Below are 16,678 nucleotides of genomic sequence, written 5' to 3' on the forward strand. Positions count from 1 at the left end.
CAGTACTTCAGGTTCATCATGGCTTTAACCGCCGCGCTAAAAGCGCAAATTGCCGCCTGGTATAAGGCGCTGCAACAGCAGATTCCCGATTTTATCCCCCGCGCACCGCAACGGCAGATGATTGCCGATGTGGCGAAAACGCTCGCCGGTGATGAAGGCCGGCATCTGGCAATTGAGGCCCCGACCGGCGTCGGTAAAACCCTCTCCTACCTGATCCCCGGCATCGCCATCGCCCGGGAAGAGCAAAAAACGCTGGTGATCAGTACCGCCAACGTCGCCCTGCAGGATCAGATCTACAGCAAAGACCTGCCGCTGCTGCGCAAAATCATCCCCGAGCTGCGCTTTACCGCCGCTTTCGGGCGCGGGCGCTATGTTTGCCCGCGCAACCTGACGGCGCTCGCCAGTAGCGAACCGACCCAGCAGGATCTGCTGGCGTTTCTCGATGACGATCTCACGCCGAATAACAAAGCCGAGCAGGAGCTGTGCGCCCGGCTGAAGACCGATCTCGACGGCTATAAATGGGACGGTCTGCGCGATCATACCGACAAAGCGATTGCCGACGATCTGTGGCGCCGACTCAGCACCGACAAGGCCAGCTGCCTGAACCGTAACTGCCACTACTACCGGGAGTGCCCGTTCTTTGTCGCCCGTCGCGAAATCCAGGAAGCCGAAGTGGTGGTCGCCAACCACGCGCTGGTGATGGCGGCGATGGAGAGTGAAGCGGTCCTGCCGGACCCGAAAAACCTGCTGCTGGTGCTGGACGAAGGCCACCATCTGCCGGACGTCGCCCGCGACGCGCTGGAGATGAGCGCCGAAATCACCGCGCCGTGGTTCCGCCTGCAGCTCGATCTGTTTTGCAAGCTGGTTGCCACCTGCATGGATCAGTTCCGCCCGAAGACCATCCCGCCGCTGTCGGTCCCGGAGCGCCTCAGCGAGCACTGCGAAACGGTGTATAGCCATATCGCCTCGCTGAATAACATTCTCGATCTCTACCTTCCGCCTGGCCAGGAGGCGGAGCACCGCTTTGAGATGGGCGCGCTGCCGGATGAAATCATGGCCATTTGTCGCGAGCTGGCGCAGCTGATTGAGAAGCTGCGCGGGCTGGCGGAGCTGTTCTTGAACGATCTCAGTGAAAAAACCGGCAGCCATGACGTGGTGCGACTGCACCGGATCCTGCTGCAGATGAACCGCGCGCTGGGCATGTTTGAGGGGCAAAGCAAACTCTGGCGGCTGGCGTCGCTGGCGCAGGCCTCCGGTGCCCCGGTCACCAAGTGGGCGACGCGCGAAGTGAAGGACGGGCAGGTGCATCTGTTCTTCCACTGCGTGGGCATTCGCGTCAGCGATCAGCTGGAAAAGCTGCTCTGGCGCAGCGTCCCGCATGTGGTGGTGACCTCCGCGACGCTGCGTTCGCTGAACAGCTTCTCGCGCCTGCAGGAGATGAGCGGCCTGAAAGAAAAAGCAGGCGATCGCTTTGTGGCCCTCGATTCACCGTTTAACCACTGCGAGCAGGGCAAGCTGGTGATCCCGCAGATGCACTACGAGCCGCTGATCGACAACGAAGAGCAGCACCTTGCCGAAATGGCTGCGTTCTTCCGCGAACAGCTGGAAAGTAAAAAATACCCTGGCATGCTGGTGCTGTTCGCCAGCGGCCGGGCGATGCAGTTGTTTTTAACCTTCGTCACCGACTTGCGATTGCTGCTGCTGGTGCAGGGGGATCAGCCCCGCTACCGGCTGGTGGAGCTGCACCGTAAACGCATCGACAGTGGCGAGCGCAGCGTGCTGGTCGGGCTACAGTCGTTTGCTGAAGGGCTGGATCTGAAAGGCGATTACCTGACCCAGGTGCACATCCACAAGATTGCCTTCCCGCCGATCGACAGCCCGGTGGTGCTCACCGAGGGTGAATGGCTGAAAAGCCTGAACCGCTTCCCGTTTGAAGTGCAAAGCCTGCCGGCGGCGTCGTTTAACCTGATCCAGCAGGTGGGGCGTCTTATCCGCAGCCACACCTGCCGGGGCGAAGTGGTGATCTACGATAAACGCCTGCTGACGAAAAACTACGGCAAGCGTTTACTGAACGCCCTGCCGGTGTTTCCCATTGAGCAGCCCGAGGTTCCCGAGGTCAAAAAACGCCCGGCAAAACCGGCTGCCGTGCGTAAAAAAAGCCATTCTGCCAGGCGGCGCGGCCCTACTGGTAAGTGAAGGTAATCTGCACCACGCTCGAAAACGTGCCCGCCGTGACGGGTGTGTGTGAGGTGTAGTAGCGCGCCGCCATCGGGAAATCCCCGGTGTGGGTGACGGGGTCAATTACGGCGTTAAAGCGTGCTTCCGGAGCCAGAATAATCATGTCTGGGCGATCGGCTATCTCCAGCGCCAGTCCTTTAGCCGTGCCGTTATTGGCAAACTTAAACGGGTGTAGCAAATCGCGCTGGCCGTCCAGTTGAATGGTGGCCAGCGTCAGGCTTTGCGGGCAATTCGAGACGGTGATATCAAAGTTCTTCCACACGCCGATATCCCCAACCGCCTTAAAATCGCTGGCGACCGCCTGGCCGAGATCCACCACCTTATTCTGACTGGCGCTGTCCACCTGACAAGCGGTGTCGTAAATATTGCCTTTGATGCTGAGGATGACGTCGGTGGCCGACGCGGACAGGCTTGCCAGCAGCAACAGCAGTGTGAGGGGTTTGTTCATAGGATCCTTCAGCGGTATTCAATGTCGATAGTGGCGATGACGTTGGCTTTCCCGGCGCTCACTTTCTCGTCGGTCTGGTAGTACTGCACCTTGAAGGGCAGATTAAACGGCTGATTGGGTACCGTACTGTCGCCAAATGGGATGGGGTAGTCGTAGCGCAACCACACCCCGTCGATGATCATAATGACCCCAATCCCGGTGGCGCTGTCGCTGCCGGGCGCAACGTTCAGCACATCATTGCCATCGCGGATCGATACCGCGCCATAGGGGCTGGTCACACTGGCGGTCATCGTCACGGCATCGGAGCAGGTCGCCGTTAAATTAAAGGTTTTGGTGTCGCTGGTGCTGCCGACATGAGTGAACTGGCTCACGGGAAAATCCCCCAGGTAGACGGTCAGACTTTTGGGATCGACTGAGCAGGTGGTCGCTTTCAGCGCCAGATTACCGCCATAGCGCACGGCGTTAAGCTGCCCCAGCTGCTCATCGGGATAGATCCCCAGCGACCAGATGCCGTTATGCACCGTCGTTGTCGTCGGCTGGCCCGCGGTGTTGGCGGTTTTGATGAGCTGCATGGTTAGCGACACGCTGAAGCTGCCCGAGCCGTCGTGGCTGACATAGCCCAGCGGCGTGCTCCTGCTGTCGCAGTGGGCGGCGCGGCCCCGCACCGGCTGTCCGGCGCTGTTCAGCAGCTCGATGCCAATCCCTTCGATACCGCTGCGATACACTCCCGGCATCCCCGGCACCTCTTCCCCTTCGCCCAGATGGCAGGCGGTGATCGGCTTGCCGCTGTCGGTCGCGTCACAGTGCCCTTTCACCGTATGCGAGCGGGCAGAGCCGGGAACCGCATTGCCAACGCCAAGGGTGGCAGGCACCGTCAGCGTGCCTGGCGTGGCATTCCACGGCAGATCCGCCGTAGAGCAGGCCGCTATCGCCTGAGGCATCACCAGCCACAGGGCGGCAAACAGGGCCAGCACACAGCCGTAACGAAAGGGTTTCATGTTGTCCTCGATGTCGTCAGGAGCACTGGGCGGTGACGCTTATCACCGGGTCAGCAGAGTGGGAAGGCAGGTGATAGTGGGCGGAGCAGTGCGCGCCAGCGCCGTTGCCCCAGTTGACGTTAAGGTTGCCCTGGGCGTGCATCCCGGTCAGGTAGACCTGACCGCCATCGCCTACGATAAATTCGCCGCTGTCATGGGCCGGTGCCGCCGTTGCGCCGAACGGTACCGGACGACCATCGGCCCGGGTGAGGGTCAGCAGCACCCGGCTGCCGACGCGGGTATCAAAGCTTGCGCGTACCACCGCGCCCCGGGTTGGGGTCACCACTTTGGCGGCCTGGCCGACGTCTGCGCCAGCGGGCAGGCTTTCGGTATCCAGCGCCACGGTGTTGTGATGGTATGGGGTGACGTAAGGCACGATAGTGTAGCCGCGATAGTCGGTTTTAACTCCGGTCTGGTTATCGATCCCGGTGCCGCTTGCCCCCGGTGCCTGCACCAGCGCAACGGTATCGCCCATCGGCTGGCCGAGCGTGACGCCGTTGGCGTGCACAATCATACTGCCCTGCATGCCCAGGTTGAGCTGGCGCTGCTGATTGTCCTGCGAGTAACCTGCCGTCATTTCGCCGTAGGTGGCTTTGTAATCGCCGTTCAGATTGGTGCTGTAACCGCTGGACTGGCTGTGGCCTTGCTGCACGCCCCAGCTGAGGTTGTCTCTCTCCAGTGCCGTCCCGTTCAGGCCGACGCTCTGGCTGGTGTCGTGCTTGCTGGTGTTGAGGGTGTAATTGACCCAGGTATTGCTCAGCCAGTGATCCAGCGGAACCGAGACGTTAAAGCCGAAGGTCTGTTCATCTTCCCGATCGTCTTCATCTTCATTATCCTGGGTGTTTTTGCTCAGACCATAGTTGATACCGTAGCTAATGCCCTTCCAGCTGCCGTTATAGCCGAGACTGAAAGACGTCATGCTTTGGTTATTGTTCCAGTAATTCTCTTTCACCAGGCTTAACGTCATTGAGCCAAGGGCCCCTCCCAGCGACTGGTCGAGGGTCGCTTCCTGACGGGTGCGTCGCCTGTCGGCCGGGCTCCAGTCATCATTGTGGGTGTGCGAGTCCATCACATCCGACATCGTGGCGAAGCCGTCGCTGTTGTAGCGATACCCGGCCACCGTAAAGTGGGTGCCGGTGCTGGCAACGTCTTTGCTGTAGCGTACCCGCCACGCGCGGCCGTGCTCGGTTTTTTGCCCCTGCATCTGCGATTTCGCTGCCGTCATATCCGCCGAAAAGGCACCCCAGTCACCGATGTTTTTGCCGGTGCCGAGCGCCAGCGCGTCATAATACTGGCTGGTCTGCATGCCGCCGTAGGCGGTGATATCGTACGGCAGGCCGTAGATCCCCGTGCCCTGCAGGAACGGAGTTTCCTTTACGCTGTGGTCATAGCTGCGGTAGCGCCCGCCGGTCAGGCTGTATTTGAACCGCCCTTCACGCTGCAGGACGGGGACCGAGGCGTAAGGCACCACAAAGTGCTGCGCGCTGCCGTCGGTCTCTTTGACGGTGACGTTCAGGTCGCCGCTGCCGCCGGTGGGGTAGAGATCGTTAATGTCGAACGCACCGGGAGCGACGTAGTTCTGATAGATAACATAGCCGTTCTGACGCACCACCACCTGGGCATTGCTGTGCGCCACGCCGCGAATGCGCGGGGCAAAGCCTTTCATGCTGTCCGGCAGCATGTCGTCGTCCGAGGCTAACTGTGCGCCGGTAAACGACAGGCTGTCGAATACATCCGACGGGGTCGCGCTTTGTCCGAGCGTAACGACGCTGCCCAGCGCCAGGATATCGCGCTGGGCATAGCTGTAGACTGAAGAGAAATCGCGCTGCGTGGTGCGATCGTCGCGCGTCTGGCTCCAGGTCGAGTAGTTACGCAGACGCCAGGCGCCGAGGTTCAGCCCTGGGCGCAGGTTCAAGTATTCATTGCTCTGATGGCCGCCATCATCACCCCGGCTGTGGCTGTTTCCGGCGGAGTAGCTGTAGTTGAGCAGAAAGGCGTTGATCCCTTCGTCCATCTCTTCCGGGGCCACATAGCCGTGGGGAACCGGAGTGATGGCCGCCTGCGGGATACTCAGCAGTAGCTGCTGCTGGCCGGGGCGAAAGGTGGCGCTGGCGGCAGGTAACCCAGAGAGATCGACACAGCTGTCATCGTGCGTGACGCTGAATTTATCGCTCTGGATACCCAGGTTTTTAAGCGTTTCGACTGAGAGGCAGGGCGCCAGGGTAGCCGGTCCGGTGGCGGATTTTTGCAGGCCAAAGGCTATTTTTTGGTTGGCCACTTTATTGTTATTCACATAGACATCCACCTGATAGCTTCCCGGTGCAATGCCCGGACCGGACTCATAGACCGAAAGGTCAGTTTTGCCCTGGCCGGGCGTGTCGATGTCCAGCATCGCCGGGTTGAAATAGTCTTCCGCCAGCACTTGCTGTACGCAAAAGCTCAGCGCCGCGCAGCCGAGCGCGACCAGCAGGGTGCGGGCGGATTTGCGTGGCGCGTCAGTTGAATAGTCCCAGGGCATTGCGATGTCGGACTTATTGCAAAGGCGCAGACCAGGCGTGACTTACCGCGCCGTAGTCATTGATGATTTTCCAGCTTACGGACGTACCGCTGATCCCGCCGGGCACGGCAAAGTGCGCGTCGCTGTCGGGGGCCACCCAGGTGACGTTATCGACTTTTTTACCGCCCACGTCGATGGTCTGGAAATTCATGTAAAACGGCGTTGGGTTACTCACCACCAGGTTATTGCCCTGTTTGTGCCAGCGTAGTTTATCGGCCATCTCGTCCGGTTTTCCGCTGAGGCCCGCCGGGCGGTAGAGCAGTTTAATGCGCGTTTTGATGGCGATTTGCAGGGTGTTGCTGTTCTCATCGTGGGCGGTTGATGGAATTGATTTGATATTCAGCCAGTACAGCGACTCGCGATCGGTCGGCAGATTGCCTCCGGTACGCACCACGCGCAGGACATTATCCTGGTGGCCGTCGAGACGAAACAGCGGTGGCGTGATCAGAAAAGGGGCTTTTTCCCGCGTATGGTCTGCGCTCTCGACCCAGGACTGCACCAGATAGTCGAGGTTATCCGGGTTGGAAATACCCAGTGAGGACTCTTTTTTATCTCCCTGATAAATTAAGCGGGTTCCTTCAATAATGACGCCCGCGTGAGCGATGCTGGTGATTAATAACAGGGAAGAAATCAAAACAGTTTTACGCATAGCGGGCTCTGAAAAAGCAAACGCGGCCTGGCCGCACAGGGCCAGGCCGCGCAGGATTAGTTATAGACGACGGTAAAGGTTGAGACGGCATTTGCCGGACCGGCGGTGATGGTGCTGCCGGTCTGGATATAGCGTGCGCCAAATACCAGATCGTTGGTGGTGGTGCCGGACTGCAGCGCATAGCTGGTCGAGGCGGTATATAAGCTCAATGGATTTTCTGTTTTATCCAGCAACTGAATACCGACGCCGGTTGCTGCACCGGTGCCCGGCGTTACCGCCAGCACGTTCGCATTGGTGTCATCCGCCGAACCGCCAAAGGTGATGGCGGCGCTGGTGATGGTTTCTGGGCAGTCTTTGAGCTGAATATCGAAACGGGTGGTCGACGTTGTGGAACCAGAACCGGTAAAGGCCGTTTGCGACACTTTACCCAGCGAGACATCCAGCGGGCTGCTGACGCCATTGACCACCTGGCAGGCGGAGTCGATGATTTCGCCCGTAAAGTTAATTTGCCCCTCGCCGCTGGTCGCAGCCCAGGCGGAAACAGAGCAACATAACGCAGCGGCAATAAAGGTGCCGGACACAATTTTACGCATAATAATTCCTTTAAAAATATCCATTGGGTTGAATCGACGAAAAAAGCGGGGCGACTTTTAACGGAGGCTAATTTATGAAATTTATTGTTGGTGAGTAACTATTGGCAGGGTCAATAGTGATTGCGTTAGCAGTTGAAATTAAATTTTCACTTGAATAACAAAGAGATGTTTTGATTTTCACTCTGTAGTGATAAGAGAAATGTCTGTCCGATGACGCCTTATCAACGCTATAGTGTTAACAAGATGTCACAAGGAGATATAACGTGGATTATCGCAAAATTATCAAAGAGGTCGGACGGGGTAAGAACCACGCGCGCGACCTCGATCATGATACCGCCCGGGCCCTGTATACCCGGATGCTGAACGGCGAGGTGCCGGAACTGGAGATGGGCGGCATTCTGATTGCGCTGCGTATTAAAGGCGAAGGCGAGGCCGAAATGCGCGGCTTCTACGAGGCGATGCAGGCGCAAACCCTGCGTCTGACGCCGCCGGTGGCTAAGCCGATGCCGGTGGTGATCCCCAGCTATAACGGGGCGCGCAAGCAGGCGAACCTGACCCCGCTGCTGGCGATTTTGCTCAACAAGCTTGGGTTCCCGGTGGTGGTGCACGGGGTCAGCGAAGATCCGACCCGAGTGCTGACTGAAACCATATTTACCCTGCTGGGCATTGAGCCGACCCGCCACGGCGGCCAGGCGCAGGCCAAGCTGGAAGGGCATCATCCGGTATACATCCCGGTGAGTACGCTGTGCCCGCCGCTGGAAACCCAGCTGGCAATGCGCTGGCGGATGGGGGTACGTAACAGCGCCCACACCCTGGCGAAGCTGGCGACGCCGTTTGGTGAAGATGAAGCCCTGCGGCTTTCCAGCGTCTCGCACCCGGAATATGTCACCCGCGTTGCGGCATTCTTTGCCGATATCGGCGGCAGAGGACTGCTGATGCACGGTACCGAAGGCGAGGTGTATGCCAATCCGCAGCGCTGTCCGCAGCAGACGCTGATTGAACCGGCCGGTACCCGGGTGGTGCTGGAGCGTGGCGAAGAGAACAGCGACGTGATGTTACCGCAGGCGAAAGACGCTGAAACGACCGCTCGCTGGATTGAGCACTGCCTGAGCGGGCGCGAGGCGGTTCCTCACTCTCTGAAGTTACAGATGGCCTGTTGTCTGCTGGCGACCGGATTGGCTGAGACGGTCGAGGCCGGGCTGGCGCGGGTTAACCAGAGTTTTTAAATAAAAAAAGCCCGTCCAGCGATGGACGGGCCAAAAAAGTAACAAAGGGTCAATGAGGGTTGGAGCTGCCCGTCAGCGAACTGACGAGCGGATGGAGATTTGATTCAGCTTACTTGTAGATAACTGCAGTGCCGCTCAGTTTGTTGTTGCTGTTCGCGGAAGTAATGGTGTAACCGGTCGCGCCAGCGGCTTCTGCTTTCTCAGCCAGGCGTGCTTCCAGGCCATCCAGCGTGGTTGCGCCATCTACGCTTACCACACCGATTTTATTCATACCGTTAGCCTGAGACGGGCTCACAGATTGTGCAGCGAACGCACCGAAAGAGAGAGTAGTCAGGGCAACAGCAGCAACAGCATATTTGATGGTTTTCATAGTTAATATCTCGCAGGTTATTCTGTTAAGGGGACGATGTTCCGTCGATGTGATAAGTATCACGTTTTTTTGCGAGAGATAAAATCGAAGAGAATTGACGTCGTCATTCGAAAAATTTGAATGACAAATAAGTTATTGAATATTAATAAATTCAGTGAATGTCTTTACCTTTCTTGCCGTTGCGCTTTACAGACGGCGAGGCGAGGGCACTTTTTGCGAAACCCTGGCTTAAAATTCATGCGCTAAGACGAAACCGCTTGCGTGGCTCTCCGGGTTCCAGCAAGTCAACGTAACTGGCTGTCCTTCGATCCTCTGCGATTATATCCTGCCTGTGAAGCAGAATGTGAATCTTTCTCCTGCTGACAGGCGATGCACAGCCTGACGCCGGGCACGGCCTGACGCCGCGCCTCGGGGATCGGTTCCCCACACTCTTCACACTCTTTCAGACTCTCGCCGTGCGGAATTTCACCCCGCGCCCGCGCCACCGCATCTTCAATGGTACTGTTGATCTGCTCGTTAACGGCGTCATCGTTCGCCCAACCGGAAGCCATAGGCCCCTCCTGAAAGCTGAATGTGCGTACCCTAACTATGGGGTCAAAAAACGCACAATCCAAGGCGGAGGGTCAGATTTCAGACCATTCGCGCAGCAGGTTATGGTAGAGGTTGAGCAGCGACAACACCTCGTCGCTTTCGCCATGGCGGCTGCGCAGGGACTGAATATTGCGGTCCAGTTCGAACAGCATGTTGCGTTTTTTGTCGTCGCGGATCATCGACTGGATCCACATAAACGACGCCACGCGCACGCCGCGGGTCACCGGGGTCACGCAGTGAAGGCTACTGGACGGATACAGCACCAGATCGCCCGCCGGGAGCTTAACGCTGTGTTGACCGAAGGTGTCATTCACCACCAGCTCGCCGCCGTCGTAGCTGTCGGGGGCGCTTAAAAAGAGGGTGGCGGAGAGATCGGTGCGCATCCAGCCGGTCTGCGGATGGCTGCGTACTGCGCCGTCAACGTGAAAACCGTAGGTTTCCTGCTGCTGATAGCGGTTAAACAGCGGGCTGGAGATCTGCCGCGGCAGGGCGGCGGCAAAGAACAGCGGATGCTGATTCACCGCCTGCAGTACCGCTGCCTGGAGCGTCGCGTAAACGTCGCTCTGGGTATCCACCTGCTGATTATTTTTGACCTGCGCACCCTGGTTTCCCACGGTGGCTCGCCCGTCAACCCACGGGGCCTGATCCAACTGGGCGCGGAAGTGCGCCACCTCGTCGGCGTTCAGCACGCCCGGAATGTGATACATCATAAAGGATTCCTCAAAAAGTGGGGCCGAAGCCCCACTGTTGATCAGAAGTGCATGTTCGCCGTTAACATAAAGGTGCGTGGTTCGCCCGGATGGTAACGGTAGCCGCTCTTGTTGATGGAGGAGACATAATCTTCATCAAACAGGTTATAGACGTTCAGCTGCATATCGAGGTTGGCGTTGACGCGATAGCCCAGCTTCGTATCCGCCACCCAGTAGCCTTCAGTGAAGGAGGGGGTGCCGACCGCACCGTCGGAACCACGGTGCATACTGCCAATGTAGCGCGCGCCTGCGCCAACGGAGATAGCGTCCGTTGCCTGGTACTGGCTCCACAGGGTAAAGGCATGTTCCGGGGTGTACGGCAGCGATGAGGTACCGTCCTGCGCGACATTATTGCCGGTCTGCACGCTGGCACGCTGCTGGGTGTAGCCGCCAATCACCTGCCAGTTGGCGGTGATATTACCCGCCGCCGACAGCTCATAGCCTTCTACGCGTTTTTTGCCGTACTGGGAGTAAGTGCCATCGTCGTTCTGCTCGACTTCATTTTCGATGTCGGTGCGGAACACGGCGGCCGACAGCAGGAGGCGTTTATCCAGCACTTCCCACTTGGTGCCCAGCTCGCTGGTTTTGGCTTTCTGCGGTTTAAAGTCGGTGCGGTTGGCGCTGTTACCCGTCCCGCCCTGCGCCAGCGCAAAGTTATTGCCGCCCGGCGGTTGCTGGGAGATGGCGTAGTTGACGTACACGTTGCCGTGCTCGGTCAGGTGGTACAGCGCGCCAGCTTTCCAGTTAACCAGATTGCCTGAGGTGGCCGTGTCGACCGTGGTGATCGGCGAGCCTTTGGCCACGCCGGTTGGGCAGGCCACTGCGCCGCGCCCGGTGCCGCCGCAGATGCTGGCGCTGTCATAGTCGGTGTGATACGTGTCGAGACGAATGCCGCCGTTCAGCTCAAAATCACGGGTGACTTGCAGCGTATCGAAAGCGTAGATCCCGAAGGTATCAGTTTGGCCGTTGGCGTTGGCACCGTTGCGGGTCAAGCCGCCAATGCTGACGTTGCTGTTCGGGTGGTAGATATTCACCGGCGGCGGCGTCAGGGCATTCACGCCGTAGTTAGTCTGCGTTTCACGGGTGAATTCCACCCCGGTGCTGATGTCGTGACCCACGCTGCCGGTATAAAATTTGGTCGTCAGGTTGGTCTGGTTGGTCAGGATCTTGTTGCTGACATCTTTGGTGTTGGCGTTGCGCGACCAGGTCCAGGTATCGACGCTGTTGCGATCCGGCTGCGTGATGTTGGTGGCCCCACCCATGATCGCCGTCAGCAGATAGTCCTGCTTGACCCGCGACCAGCGTGTGGTGTTACGCACGGTAGTGGTGTCGTTAATGTCATGCTCAAAACGCATGGTGGCGGTGTCGGCGGTGGAGTCGTCGTAATCAGAATCCGTACCGTAGTAGTTATGGGTATCCACTTTACCGGAGCTGTTCAGCGCGGCGGTGCCTGCTGATGGTGCCGAGTAGCCCGGCAGACCGACAGTCGGGATGCCACCGTCCGGCGTGTTGTGCTGAGTGACATGCAGGTAGTTCAGGTACAGACGGTTTTCTGTTCCCAGACCGAAGGCCAGCGAGGGAGCCACGCCGTAGCGTTCGTTCTGGATATTGTCGCGCCCTTCGTCGTGGGTTTTCTCACCCATCAGGTTCAGACGGAAAGCAGAGGTTTCACCCATCGTCTGGTTGATATCGAGGGTGCCACGGCGCATATACGCGCTGCCGACGCTGGCGGAGGCATCAATGCCGGAGTCCAGACGCGGCTGCTTGCTGATCATATTGATCGAGCCGCTTGGCGCGCTGCGACCATAGTCGCTGCCGGATGGCCCTTTGATCACTTCGACCTGTTCAGTATTGAAGGTATCGCGGGTGGCACTGCTGATGTCGCGAATTCCATCCACATAAATACTGTTTGAGGTGTCCACCCCGCGCATATACACCGAGTCACCGGTGGTGGAGTTGCCGTTTTCACCGGCAAAGAACGCGCCCACGCCGGGGACGTTTTTCAGGGCGTCGGTCAGGTTGGTTGCCCCTTGATCCTTCAGCACCTGGTCAGAGATGACCGTGATAGTGCGAGTGGTATCGGCGACAGGACGGCTGAACTTAGGGTCAGCGGATTTGGCCGGGGCATACAGCGAAGGCTGCTGCGCTTCAACCACCAGCGTGTCGTCAGATTTTTTCTCCGTACTGTCCGCCGCGATAGCTGTCGCCACCGGGGAAAGGCCGATGCACAGGCCTGCAAAAAAGGTCAGTGAGTTGAAGCTGTTCGGAATGTTGCGATTTTTATCCATATTGTTTAGTAACTTATAATTTTTAGAATCAAAATTTCCATTACGTCAGGGCAGGTCTGAGCCCGTCTCCTGTGCCACGCTAATCTTCGTAATGAACCTGCAAATGATAATAATTGCGATAAACATTATCATTTAGCGTGACTTTTTATCATTCCTGTCACGAAAATGAAATACGTAAATTTACATTAACTACAAAAAATCTACACAAAGTGGAGGGCAGCGAAAAAACGAACTGCACCCAAAAGGATGCAGTATGCAGTGCAGGAGGGGATTACTTGTAGATGGTGGCAGTACCAAACATGCGGTCATCGCCGCTGGCAGAGTTAACAACGTAGCCTTTAGCGCCCTGTTCACGCGCTTTTTCAGCCAGTTTATCCTGCAGGTCATCAAGGCTACTAGCGCCAGAAGCCTGAACGGTTCCGGCTGGCCTGAGTTGACCCGTATCGCTGCTGGTGAGTGGTTCAATTGACCATGCCGTAAACGACGCGCCTGCGAGTGTAGCGGCAGCCAGCATTACCAGGTATTTTTTCATGATCACTTCCTCTGAATGGCAACGGGTGATGCACACTAAGTGTAGAACGGGTCAGAGTGTGATTTAGTGCAAAAAACTGATGATGATCTGCTTGTTTTTTGAACAACATATATTGACAATTTTATGACAAATCAGTGACATACAGGTATATGAATTTTCGCGATTTATTCTGCCGTGCAGAGATTTATTTACCCTGACGTCGGCAACGGGTATCTTACGCCGCTGTTTAAAGGAGAACGCCATGACATCCGAGAAGCCGGGGTTGCACCCACGCAACCGCCACCGCAGCCGTTACGACATGAAAGCCTTATGCGAGAGCTGTCCGGCGCTGCGCGAATTTATCACCCAGACGCCTACGGGCGAGCCGACGGTGAACTTTGCCGATCCACTGGCCGTGAAGACGCTGAACAAAGCGCTGCTGGCCCATTACTACGGCGTCGCGCAGTGGGATATCCCGGAGGGCTATCTCTGTCCACCAGTGCCGGGGCGTGCAGACTACATTCACCATCTCGCTGATTTACTGGCCGAAGGTAACGAAGGCACGGTTCCCGCGCAGGCGACTATCCTGGATGTCGGCACGGGCTCCAACCTCATCTATCCGCTGATTGGCGTACATGAATACGGCTGGCGCTTTACCGGCAGCGAAGTGGATCCTGAGGCGTTAGCCAACGCCAATGCCATCGTGAACGGCAATGCCGGGCTGACCCGCGCGATCCGTCTGCGTCGCCAGAAGGACGCCTCTGCGATTTTTACCGGGGTGATCCATAAAAACGAACAGTTTGATGCCACCCTGTGCAACCCACCGTTCCATGACTCTGCCGAATCGGCCCGGGCGGGCAGCGAGCGTAAGCGCCGCAACCTCGGCCAGGCGACCGACGCCGCAGCGAATTTTGGCGGCCAGCAGCAGGAGCTGTGGTGTGAGGGCGGTGAAGTGGCCTTTATCCTTAAGATGATTGCCGAGAGCGCCCAGTACGCTCGTCAGGTGAAGTGGTTTACCACGCTGGTGTCACGTGGCGAAAACCTGCCGCCGCTGTACCGCGCCCTGACAGAAGTCGGCGCGGTCAAAGTGGTGAAAAAAGAGATGGCGCAGGGCCAGAAGCACAGCCGCTTTATCGCCTGGACCTTTATGGACAACGCCAAACGCCGCCAGCGCTAAGCGCCTTTCCCCGGTGGCGCAACGCTTACCGGGGCTACAGGGTGGGTTCTTGCGGCGGCGCTGCGGGGCCCGGCGACGGTAACAGCTGGTACATCTGCACCGGCATTCGCACGTCGGCCAAATCGAAATGTTTTTTCACCATGCTGTCGAGGGCGAAGCGCACCGTCCACTGCTTCAGCGGCTGGGTGGTGAACGACACCCGCAGGGTAAAGGCGGTGCTGGTCAGCCCGACAATCCCGGCAAACGACGGGTCGCCGATAATCAGCCCGCGAATATCCTCTCTTTCCAGCAGCTCATCTACCGCCGCCTTCAGCGCCGCTTTCGCTTTCTCGGCATCCTCATGCCGGTCGACATCGTAATTGGCGACCACCGAGCCGATCCCGCGCACAAAGTTGGCGAAGGTGGTGATCGAAGACCACGGAATGATGTGGTATGCGCCGGTGTCCTGACGTACCCCCACGGATCGGATCGACATCCGCTCTACCGTGCCGGTCAGCGGCCCGATGGTGACCAGATCCCCGGTGTTCATCCCGTTTTCGAACTGGATAAAGACCCCGGTGATGATGTCCTTCACCAGCGTCTGTGAGCCGAACGAAATCGCCAGCCCCAGCGCCCCGGCACCCGCCAGCAGCGGAGCGATATTTACCCCGATTTCCGACAGCACAATCATGATGGTGATGGTGCTGATCACCACCGCCAGCGCGTTACGGAACAGGGTCAGCAGCGTGCGGGCGCGGGCGCTGGGCAGCGGGCGGCCATGAATATCCGAGGCCAGCCGGTTCTCTATCAGGCTTGCCAGCACCGTCCAGCCAACGGCGGAGAAGAACAGGATCAGCGCGATGCGGATCAGAATATCCACCGTTTTCTCGCCCGCGCCGTTGTGCAGCCAGTTCCAGAAATCAAACAGTCCCCAGGCGCTGAGCAGCATCATGATGGCGACACAGACCGTCAGGATGCGGGCCACTTTCAGCGATGCGGAGATCCAGCCGTTCAGGCGCTTTTGCAACTCGGGATAGCTGCGCTGAATCTGCGGCGACAGGGTGACGGTTTTGGCGATCCAGCGCGACAGCAGGCCCGAGATGAAGGCACCGATCCCGACGATCGCCAGGCTGTGGAAGGTCGCGCCCATCATAAACTTCAGGCTGTTTCCCGGATCGAACAGTGAGAAGAAGCACAGCACGATAAAGTAGGCGCAGGCCAGCCAGTGCCACACCAGCGCAAAGGCGCGAATAAACAGACTAAAGAAGGCGAGGGAGCGGTCGGCAAGGTGCAGCAACCCCGCGGTAATGGCATGTTTGTTATGGAAAATCAGGTACAGCGCCCAGACGGTGATGCCCAGCATAATCAACACGTTGGCCAGCGCACCAAACTGCACGTTAATCTGGTTAGAGATAATCGGCACCGCCACCGTCAGACCGTAGCCGATCAGGCCGCTCAGCACGCTCAGGCGTAGCGCCCAGTAGCGCGCCGTGCGATCGTCGATGACAAAGGGGCGCAGGTCGGGCACCCGCGGGCAAAATATCAGCCGCAGAATCGCTTTGAAGAACTCAATCAACGCAAAGGCATTCAGGAACAGCGCCTGCTGGAAGGCGATAGTCGGGTTGCCTGCATTCATGTTTTCACTCAGCACCTGGCCGACAAACAGGGTCAACGCCAGCAGCAGCAGGTCGATAATAAAGGCGCTGGTGATCATCAGCGGCAGGTGGAACCAGCTGCTCCTTTCGCGATTTCTCTTGCGTCCCCAGCTGCCCATTTTGCGATACAGCGGCCAGGCGCACAGACGCACCAGCCAGAAAAAGGCAAACACGGATCCGGCCAGCATTAAAAACTGACGCGCGGCGTGGCTGAAGGTATCCGGGTTGAAGGCTTTATGCGGAGAGCCGATCAGATTGCGGTACAGCTGGGCGAAGCGGGAGGAGAGCGCTTCACCGTAGTGGCGGCTGACGTCGGTGACGTTTTCCAGCACTGTTTTTTGTTCAGCGATCGCCGGCGGAGTAATGGTTGGCACCGGCGCTTCGGGTGGCGTGGCGGCCACGCTGCGCAGCTGGGTGATCAGCTCGTTGCGCGAGGCGTCGTTTTCCAGCACGTCTGCGAGGGCCGAATAGGCGGCTTTCTTCTGCTCTGCGTCAGGCTCAGCGGGCGGCGTGGTTTGCGTCGTGGACGCGGGCATGCCGGGCAGGGCGACGGCCTGGGCAGGCGTGCAAAACAGGCTAAACAGGAGCAGCAGGATCCACGGCACGGCGT

General features: G+C 58.3%; 14 protein-coding genes. 3 read left to right on the forward strand and 11 right to left on the reverse strand.

Annotated elements, in window-relative coordinates; translation table 11 throughout:
• The first annotated feature begins 18 nt into the window (after positions 1-18).
• The gene (gene dinG / locus M8013_RS18520) at positions 19-2,196 is read left to right on the forward strand and encodes an ATP-dependent DNA helicase DinG (RefSeq protein WP_271269248.1); all 2,178 of its coding nucleotides are present in this window, start codon (positions 19-21) and stop codon (positions 2,194-2,196) included.
• On the opposite strand, the gene M8013_RS18525 is transcribed toward dinG, so the two are convergent.
• From M8013_RS18525 to M8013_RS18545, 5 genes are read right to left on the reverse strand one after another with little or no spacing between them, the layout of a single operon-like run.
• Positions 2,183-2,686 carry a fimbrial protein gene (locus tag M8013_RS18525; RefSeq protein ID WP_271269249.1) on the reverse strand — a complete coding sequence of 168 codons (504 nt, stop codon included), beginning with the start codon at positions 2,684-2,686 and terminating at the stop codon, positions 2,183-2,185. The two genes, dinG and M8013_RS18525, sit on opposite strands and share 14 nt — an antisense overlap.
• An 8-nt stretch (positions 2,687-2,694) precedes the next feature.
• Complete coding sequence (locus M8013_RS18530; RefSeq protein ID WP_271269250.1) at positions 2,695-3,684, reverse strand: fimbrial protein; 990 nt, start codon at positions 3,682-3,684, stop codon at positions 2,695-2,697.
• Positions 3,685-3,700: 16 nt separating this feature from the next.
• A complete protein-coding gene (locus tag M8013_RS18535; RefSeq protein ID WP_271269251.1) occupies positions 3,701-6,241 on the reverse strand; it encodes a fimbria/pilus outer membrane usher protein in 2,541 nt (846 codons plus the stop codon).
• Between the two features lie 13 nt (positions 6,242-6,254).
• Positions 6,255-6,929 (reverse strand): fimbrial biogenesis chaperone, encoded by a 675-nt coding sequence (locus tag M8013_RS18540; RefSeq protein ID WP_271269252.1) that lies wholly within the window; start codon positions 6,927-6,929, stop codon positions 6,255-6,257.
• 56 nt (positions 6,930-6,985) lie between these two features.
• Positions 6,986-7,522 carry a fimbrial protein gene (locus tag M8013_RS18545; RefSeq protein ID WP_271269253.1) on the reverse strand — a complete coding sequence of 179 codons (537 nt, stop codon included), beginning with the start codon at positions 7,520-7,522 and terminating at the stop codon, positions 6,986-6,988.
• A 263-nt stretch (positions 7,523-7,785) separates the two neighbouring features.
• Here M8013_RS18545 and ybiB point away from each other — a divergent pair, with 263 nt between their 5' ends.
• On the forward strand, positions 7,786-8,748 hold the full coding sequence (gene ybiB / locus M8013_RS18550) for a DNA-binding protein YbiB (protein WP_271269254.1): 963 nt from the start codon (positions 7,786-7,788) through the stop codon (positions 8,746-8,748).
• 109 nt (positions 8,749-8,857) lie between these two features.
• On the opposite strand, the gene ybiJ is transcribed toward ybiB, so the two are convergent.
• The 5 genes from ybiJ to mcbA form a co-directional block, all read right to left on the reverse strand.
• Positions 8,858-9,118, reverse strand: a complete 261-nt coding sequence (ybiJ, locus tag M8013_RS18555; RefSeq protein ID WP_271269255.1) for a DUF1471 family protein YbiJ — start codon at positions 9,116-9,118, stop codon at positions 8,858-8,860.
• 284 nt (positions 9,119-9,402) lie between these two features.
• Positions 9,403-9,669 (reverse strand): DksA/TraR family C4-type zinc finger protein, encoded by a 267-nt coding sequence (locus M8013_RS18560; RefSeq protein WP_271269256.1) that lies wholly within the window; start codon positions 9,667-9,669, stop codon positions 9,403-9,405.
• Between the two features lie 72 nt (positions 9,670-9,741).
• Entirely contained in the window at positions 9,742-10,419 is a 678-nt protein-coding gene (ybiX, locus tag M8013_RS18565; RefSeq protein ID WP_271269257.1) for a PKHD-type hydroxylase YbiX, read from the reverse strand.
• A 41-nt stretch (positions 10,420-10,460) separates the two neighbouring features.
• Complete coding sequence (locus M8013_RS18570; protein WP_271269258.1) at positions 10,461-12,746, reverse strand: catecholate siderophore receptor Fiu; 2,286 nt, start codon at positions 12,744-12,746, stop codon at positions 10,461-10,463.
• Positions 12,747-13,017: 271 nt separating this feature from the next.
• On the reverse strand, positions 13,018-13,278 hold the full coding sequence (mcbA, locus tag M8013_RS18575; RefSeq protein WP_271269259.1) for a DUF1471 family periplasmic protein McbA: 261 nt from the start codon (positions 13,276-13,278) through the stop codon (positions 13,018-13,020).
• Between the two features lie 241 nt (positions 13,279-13,519).
• On the opposite strand from mcbA, the gene rlmF reads away from it, so the two are divergent.
• Positions 13,520-14,434 carry a 23S rRNA (adenine(1618)-N(6))-methyltransferase RlmF gene (gene rlmF, locus M8013_RS18580; protein ID WP_271269260.1) on the forward strand — a complete coding sequence of 305 codons (915 nt, stop codon included), beginning with the start codon at positions 13,520-13,522 and terminating at the stop codon, positions 14,432-14,434.
• Between the two features lie 34 nt (positions 14,435-14,468).
• Here the strand turns inward: rlmF and ybiO are convergent, their stop codons facing one another.
• The gene (gene ybiO / locus M8013_RS18585) at positions 14,469-16,673 is read right to left on the reverse strand and encodes a mechanosensitive channel protein (protein ID WP_271269261.1); all 2,205 of its coding nucleotides are present in this window, start codon (positions 16,671-16,673) and stop codon (positions 14,469-14,471) included.
• Positions 16,674-16,678: the final 5 nt, after the last annotated feature.

It is taken from the genome of Silvania confinis (genome assembly GCF_025564085.1).
Taxonomy (GTDB): Bacteria; Pseudomonadota; Gammaproteobacteria; order Enterobacterales; family Enterobacteriaceae; genus Enterobacter; species Enterobacter confinis.